We start from the raw sequence: 5,778 nt of genomic DNA, 5'->3' as shown, positions 1-5,778 counted from the left end.
GATGTTCATTTAGTGTAACAGGCAACAAACCCTTTAATGTAGCGTTGCGGTATTCTATAGATTTAGAAATACCTTCTTCTACAGGAAATAAAAATTGATAATAGTATTGTTTTAGCGTTTGAATTATGCCAATATCTGATGCCTCTAATTTATAACTGTTCCAAAATTCTAAAAATAAATTATTTGGTTTAAATAAATTAGCATTTCTTTTAAATTTATTTTCGGTATAGTTCAATACTTCCTCAATAACGTGATCATTAAGGTTGAGATTTTTTAAATAATTACTATGATTACTATTTGTCATTTTATTCTTGTTCAGAGATTTGTCTTTTTGACAATTCTGCGAAAATTCCGTTTTTTTCCATTAATTCTTCAAAGCTTCCTTGTTCAATTATGGTACCTTTATCTAACACCAAAATTCTATCAGCGTTTTTTATAGTACTAAGTCTATGAGCTATAACAATTCGTGTTGCTTTAAGTCGATCTAAGCTTTCAGAGACAATTGTTTGGGTTCTATTGTCTAAAGCACTAGTGGCTTCATCCATAAAAATAAGTCTAGGTTTGTGAACAATTGCTCTAGCAATCATTAAACGCTGCCGTTGTCCACCAGAGAATGTTCCAGCTCCTTCGCTAATTACCGTATGCATTTGCATGGGCATTTGTTTAATATCTTCTTCCATACCGGCCATTCGAGCGGCTTCCCAAGCGTCATCTAATGTCAATTCGGAGTTACCTATTATATTTTGAAAAATGCTACCTGACATCAATGCACCGTTTTGTAAAACAACACCTATTTGTTTTCGTACTAATTCTTTATTCATATTAGTGAAATCATCTCCATCATAATAAATTGAGCCAAGTTCTGGAGTTTCAAATCCTAACAACAGTCTCATAATAGTTGATTTGCCTGACCCTGAGGTGCCAACAAATGCGACCATTTCTCCCGGTTCAATTTTAAAAGAAATTTCATTTAATATAAGTGGTTGATTTTCTTCATATCTAAAAGAAATTGAATTCATTTCTATACTACCTCTTAACTCACCGGGGTCTGTACTTGCTGATTGACTTTCCGTTTCTGCTTCTAAAACAGGTTTTACACGTTCATACATTGTAATAACATGTAATGATGAAATTACAGAGAAACACATTTTAAGGCAATCTCTTAAAAATTGATTAAAAGCACTTATAAAAGCCATGAAAGCTCCAACTGAAATAATAGCACCTGTACTTGCCGCATTTGTCATCATATAATATATAATGCTAAAGAACACAATGTTGCTAAATAATGGAAATGAAGCATTAAAAGTATCTACATAATTTTGTCTAGTTCCTGAATAAAAACCTAATCTTTTTAGGTTAGAAAATTCTTTTGCCCAAAGAGAAAAAACTCTGTTTTCACCTCCCGTTATTTTAATTTTTGTGATACCTGATAAAAATTCAAATAATTTACCATGAATTATTCCTTGTAAATCTGATACTTCTCTATCATATTTTAATTTGTTCAAACTAACTATTGTGATAAATATAATTGCTACAACGGCAAGTCCAACGCCTACCCAAGCTAAGCTTGATTGATAATAAAATAAAAGGATTAAATTTACTATCGAAAAAGCACCACTCAATAAAGAGCTAATAACCGTATTTGAAAGAACTTGTTTAATGGAGTTTATACTTAAAACCCTGCTGGTTAAATCCCCAGATGAGAATTTTTTATAAAATGTGACAGGTAATCTTAACATGTGATCCATGACACCTGCTTGTAAATTCAATGATGATTTTGTTTCAAATCGCAATTGGAAAACGCCTTGTAAAAGTTGAATTCCAGAAGAAACTAAACCAATTACAATCATAATTGTAAAAATTTCTATATGATAGCTTCTGTCTGCATCTGGAATGACATCATCAAACATTAACCCAGACATTATGGGTATTAATAATCCTAAAAGACTGCCTGCTAATGCTGCTAGTATAATGTATAAGCCATCTTTTTTTAGACCATTTATACCTAGGCTCACAAGTTTTTTTAGCGAATCAATTTTTTCAACAAAGCCATAAAAAATCATATAGGCAATAGGTTCGAGGCTTTCTGCAACTTCATAATTTACAACTGTTTCTTCGTCTGTCTCAGGATCAATTAACACATAATTGGCGGGGGATTTTTGAATCAAGGCAAGCGGTTTTTTATCATTTTGAGAAAAAACTAAAAGGTGTCCATTATCATCTTTCCACCATACACCTCTTAGAATTACTTTTCTTATTCTAAGATTAGAAGATTGTGCAATTGCAAATAATTGATTGGTTGTATTTGTATTGTATGATTCTAAAAATTTTGGAGGGGTCAATTGATAACCATCGGAAATTGCTATTTTGCTACAAGCTTTAAATAAGTTATTATTGACTGTTTGATTTTCAGGTTGAAAATATTCTGCTTTATATTCTTTACCTACAATTGAATAGATAATTTTTAACGCTTTGGACAGATTAGATTTTTCAAATTTATTTTTTTCTTCAAATCGTATGGTTTCATTTTTAAATTTAATCTGAAAGTCATCGAGTATAATTTTAGTGATCAGTTTTTTTAATTTATCTAACGTAGTTAATAAGTTGCTATAATCTTTTAGTAATTGATACGTATTAATTACGTCTATTGTAGATTCTTCTTCAAGAACTTGAACCCAAAATTCTTTGGCAATTACACAATAGTGCTCATCGTTTATTTCATAAAATTCATTGTCAAAATAATTTAGTTCCCCCTTTTTTAATTTAAACCAATACTTACCTTTAGTGGGCAGCAATGATGTCTTTGCAACAAGCTCAAAACTTCCAGTTTGTTCAATGTTTTTAAAGTCTCTTGGATTTTGTTTTAATGCGATATTTGAAACAATATCGCTTATCCATTTTTCAAACATACTTTTGAAATAAACTTGATCTAATTCTTGTATTTTATCAACTTTTATTTCAATTAATTTAGAATTTTTACTAACTACAATTAGTTTAAAATTATCATCAATATCGTTATCTAGTCCAAATAATAAATTGCCTTGTTTGACTGAAAACAAATAGTTTAATTTACTTATATATTTACCATCAGTATCAATAAAGGCATAAAATACTTCAGCTTCACCAGATGAAACCATCCAAAATCTATCTTTTTTGTCTAGAAAAAATGATTGATTTTGTTCTAATATATGTGTAATGTTTTCGCTCATATTAAAATATTTATTTGGATTCAATAAGATTTTTATAAACCCCATTTTTTCTTATTAATTCACTATGGTTTCCTCTTTCGACAATTTTGCCTAATTCCATCACAATAATTTCGTCACAATCAATAATAGTACTTAATCGATGTGCAACAATTAAGCAAGTACAACCTCTTTTTTTAATATTATCCATGACGTTTTTTTCCGAAACGGAATCTAAAGCACTAGTTGCTTCATCTAAAATTAAAAAAGAAGGATTTAGAGCAAGAGCTCTTGATATTTCAATTCTTTGTCTTTGACCCCCACTGAAATTGGCTCCTCTTTCGGATACCATGCTGTCATAAGCGTCTTTTCTAGCAGATATTACGTCATGTATATCAGCATCTTTTGCGGATTGAATAATGTGTTTATCAGGAATTTTGGAGTCCCAAAAAGATATATTTTCTTTTATAGTTCCATTAAATAGTATAACCTCTTGGTCTATAACGCCTACTGATTCTTTAAAAATTAAACTATCAATTTCATTTTGTAACTTACTGTCATACCGTATTTCACCTTGCCATGGTTCAAATAAGCCTGAGGCAATTTTTGCAACGGTTGATTTTCCACTTCCCGACCCTCCAACAAGTGCAACCCTGCTGCCTGGCTTTAAATGCAAATCAAAGTTTTCAATTAAAGGAGGCATGGTAGGATTGTAACCGAAAGTTACATTTTTCATGTCAAAATATCCAATGAGTTTATGACTATTTTCATAAGAAAAATCATTACTTGTTTTGTTTGGTTCCGAGATTTCATAATTTAACACATCATCAATTTTTGTCATATCACTTTCTGTTTCTTGTAATAGGCCTCCTAATTGTACCAATTGGTTTACAGGATTAAAAAAATTGTTCATTAAATATAAAAAAGCAACAAGCATCCCTAAAGTTAATACACCGTCCATAACTCTTAAGGCACCAATCCCTAGAATTAACGAACTCGTAAGACCCATTAACAATGGCGGAAGTATATTAAGCCTGATAGATAGCCATGAAAGTTTTTGTTGAGCATTCGTAACTTTTGCCAAATAACCTACCCAAGTGGTGTAAAAATCATTTTCCCTTCCTGATGCTTTTAAAGTTTCAATCATACTTATACCAGAGATAGTTGATCCCATTAGCTTACCACTTTCATTAGCCACTAATCTACTGCCTTCTTTTCTGGCTTTTGAAGCCCATTTAATAGCTACAATGTTTATTAATGCTAAAAAAATACTAATTGATGTTAGCATAACATCGTAAGAAAACATTAATATGACATAAAAAACAATAACAAGTACATTAAGACCGGCATTTGCTAAATCACCGCTTAACAATTTTGAAACTTTATCATTAAGGCCCACTCTATTGGCTATTTCTCCACTAAATCTTTGAGAAAAAAAGGAAATAGGAAGTCTTAAAGTATGCCACAAAAATTTACTTGAACTAGCCAGTGAAAGTTTGGTTTGAAATCTTAATAGAAAGTACTGTTGAAGATGTACTAACACACTATTCACAACAAGTAAAAGTAGCATTGACAGAAGAAGTGGCATCAAAAAATCATTCAAATTATTTATGAGGTATTTATCTATAAATATTTGAGTAAAGGAGGGGATAATTAAACCAGGAATAACCAAGAATAAACTTACCAAAAAAACATAGCCAACTGCAATTTTTGAATTTTCAATTCTTTCTTTAAGCGATAAAAAAAAACTTTTCTTTTCATTTGCCTTAATAAATCCTTCACTAGGTTTTAGTGTAATGACAACTCCAGTGTATGCTTCGTCAAATTCTTCGTAACTAACCGTATAACGTCCTTGGGCAGGGTCACTTAAATATACTTTGTTTTTAGTAAATCCCTCTAAAACCAAAAAGTGATTAAAATTCCAAAAAAGAATAGCGGGCATTTCCATTTCCATCAATTTTTCTATGGACTTTGCAAACCCTTTAGCCTCAAGACCATATTCTTTGGCCGCTTTTATTATATTTGTTGCTTTAAGTCCATCTCTTGAAACCCCACAGGTTACTCTCAATTTTTCAAGAGGGATATATCTACCATAATAGCTCAGTATGATACTTAATGCAGCAGCACCACATTCAACAGCTTCCATTTGAAGAATACTTGGAGTTTTTACTCTTTTTGGGAATTTGTATTTAGAATAGTCTTTCATTACTTAGATATAATTATTAATTTAATATTTTTCTTGCTTTTTACATAAAATAAAAATCCATATAAAATGCATAGTATGATTGCTCAGTATAAAAAACAAAAATTGTTGATTCAGTATTTAAGAACTTTAATAAAGATCAAAGAATTTTTTCAAGGCTGGAATTACTAATGTAATTGGCTTTTCACTGTGTACTGTTATTTTTCCAAAACAAGATGTGCCTTCATTTATTTCAATTTCAGGACCGTTTGCGGAGGTCCATTTAAAACCACTATAATTAGCATCATTTTTTTCAAAATCTACATAGACTTCAAATAGAGTCCCCATTGATAATAAACCCTGCACCATTTGTTCATTTTTCACTGTTCTTAGCATCCCTTTTTGAGTAAT

Annotated in this window: 4 protein-coding genes; all 4 read right to left on the bottom strand. The window is 30.7% G+C overall.

Features of this window, described 5'->3' with window-relative positions:
- Positions 1-304: DUF7005 family protein (locus ACIQ2S_RS10380; RefSeq protein ID WP_396175686.1), on the bottom strand; the 304-nt coding region annotated here is incomplete at its 3' end.
- 1 nt (position 305) lies between these two features.
- The gene (locus ACIQ2S_RS10375) at positions 306-3,209 is read right to left on the bottom strand and encodes an NHLP bacteriocin export ABC transporter permease/ATPase subunit (RefSeq protein ID WP_396175684.1); all 2,904 of its coding nucleotides are present in this window, start codon (positions 3,207-3,209) and stop codon (positions 306-308) included.
- 10 nt (positions 3,210-3,219) lie between these two features.
- Complete coding sequence (locus ACIQ2S_RS10370) at positions 3,220-5,391, bottom strand: NHLP family bacteriocin export ABC transporter peptidase/permease/ATPase subunit (RefSeq protein ID WP_396175682.1); 2,172 nt, start codon at positions 5,389-5,391, stop codon at positions 3,220-3,222.
- 126 nt (positions 5,392-5,517) lie between these two features.
- The coding region (locus tag ACIQ2S_RS10365; RefSeq protein ID WP_396175680.1) for a hypothetical protein at positions 5,518-5,778 on the bottom strand (261 nt) is incomplete at its 5' end.

The sequence above is a fragment of the Flavobacterium sp. genome (assembly GCF_044371705.1).
Classification (GTDB): Bacteria; Bacteroidota; Bacteroidia; order Flavobacteriales; family Flavobacteriaceae; genus Flavobacterium.
This window is presented reverse-complemented; position numbering and strand designations above follow the sequence as displayed.

What these genes read in the sequence shown, in the direction of transcription:
- ACIQ2S_RS10375 (WP_396175684.1), bottom strand. Translation starts at nt 3,209, where the DNA reads ATGAGCGAAAACATTACACATATATTAGAACAAAATCAATCATTTTTT.
- ACIQ2S_RS10370 (WP_396175682.1), bottom strand. Translation starts at nt 5,391, where the DNA reads ATGAAAGACTATTCTAAATACAAATTCCCAAAAAGAGTAAAAACTCCA.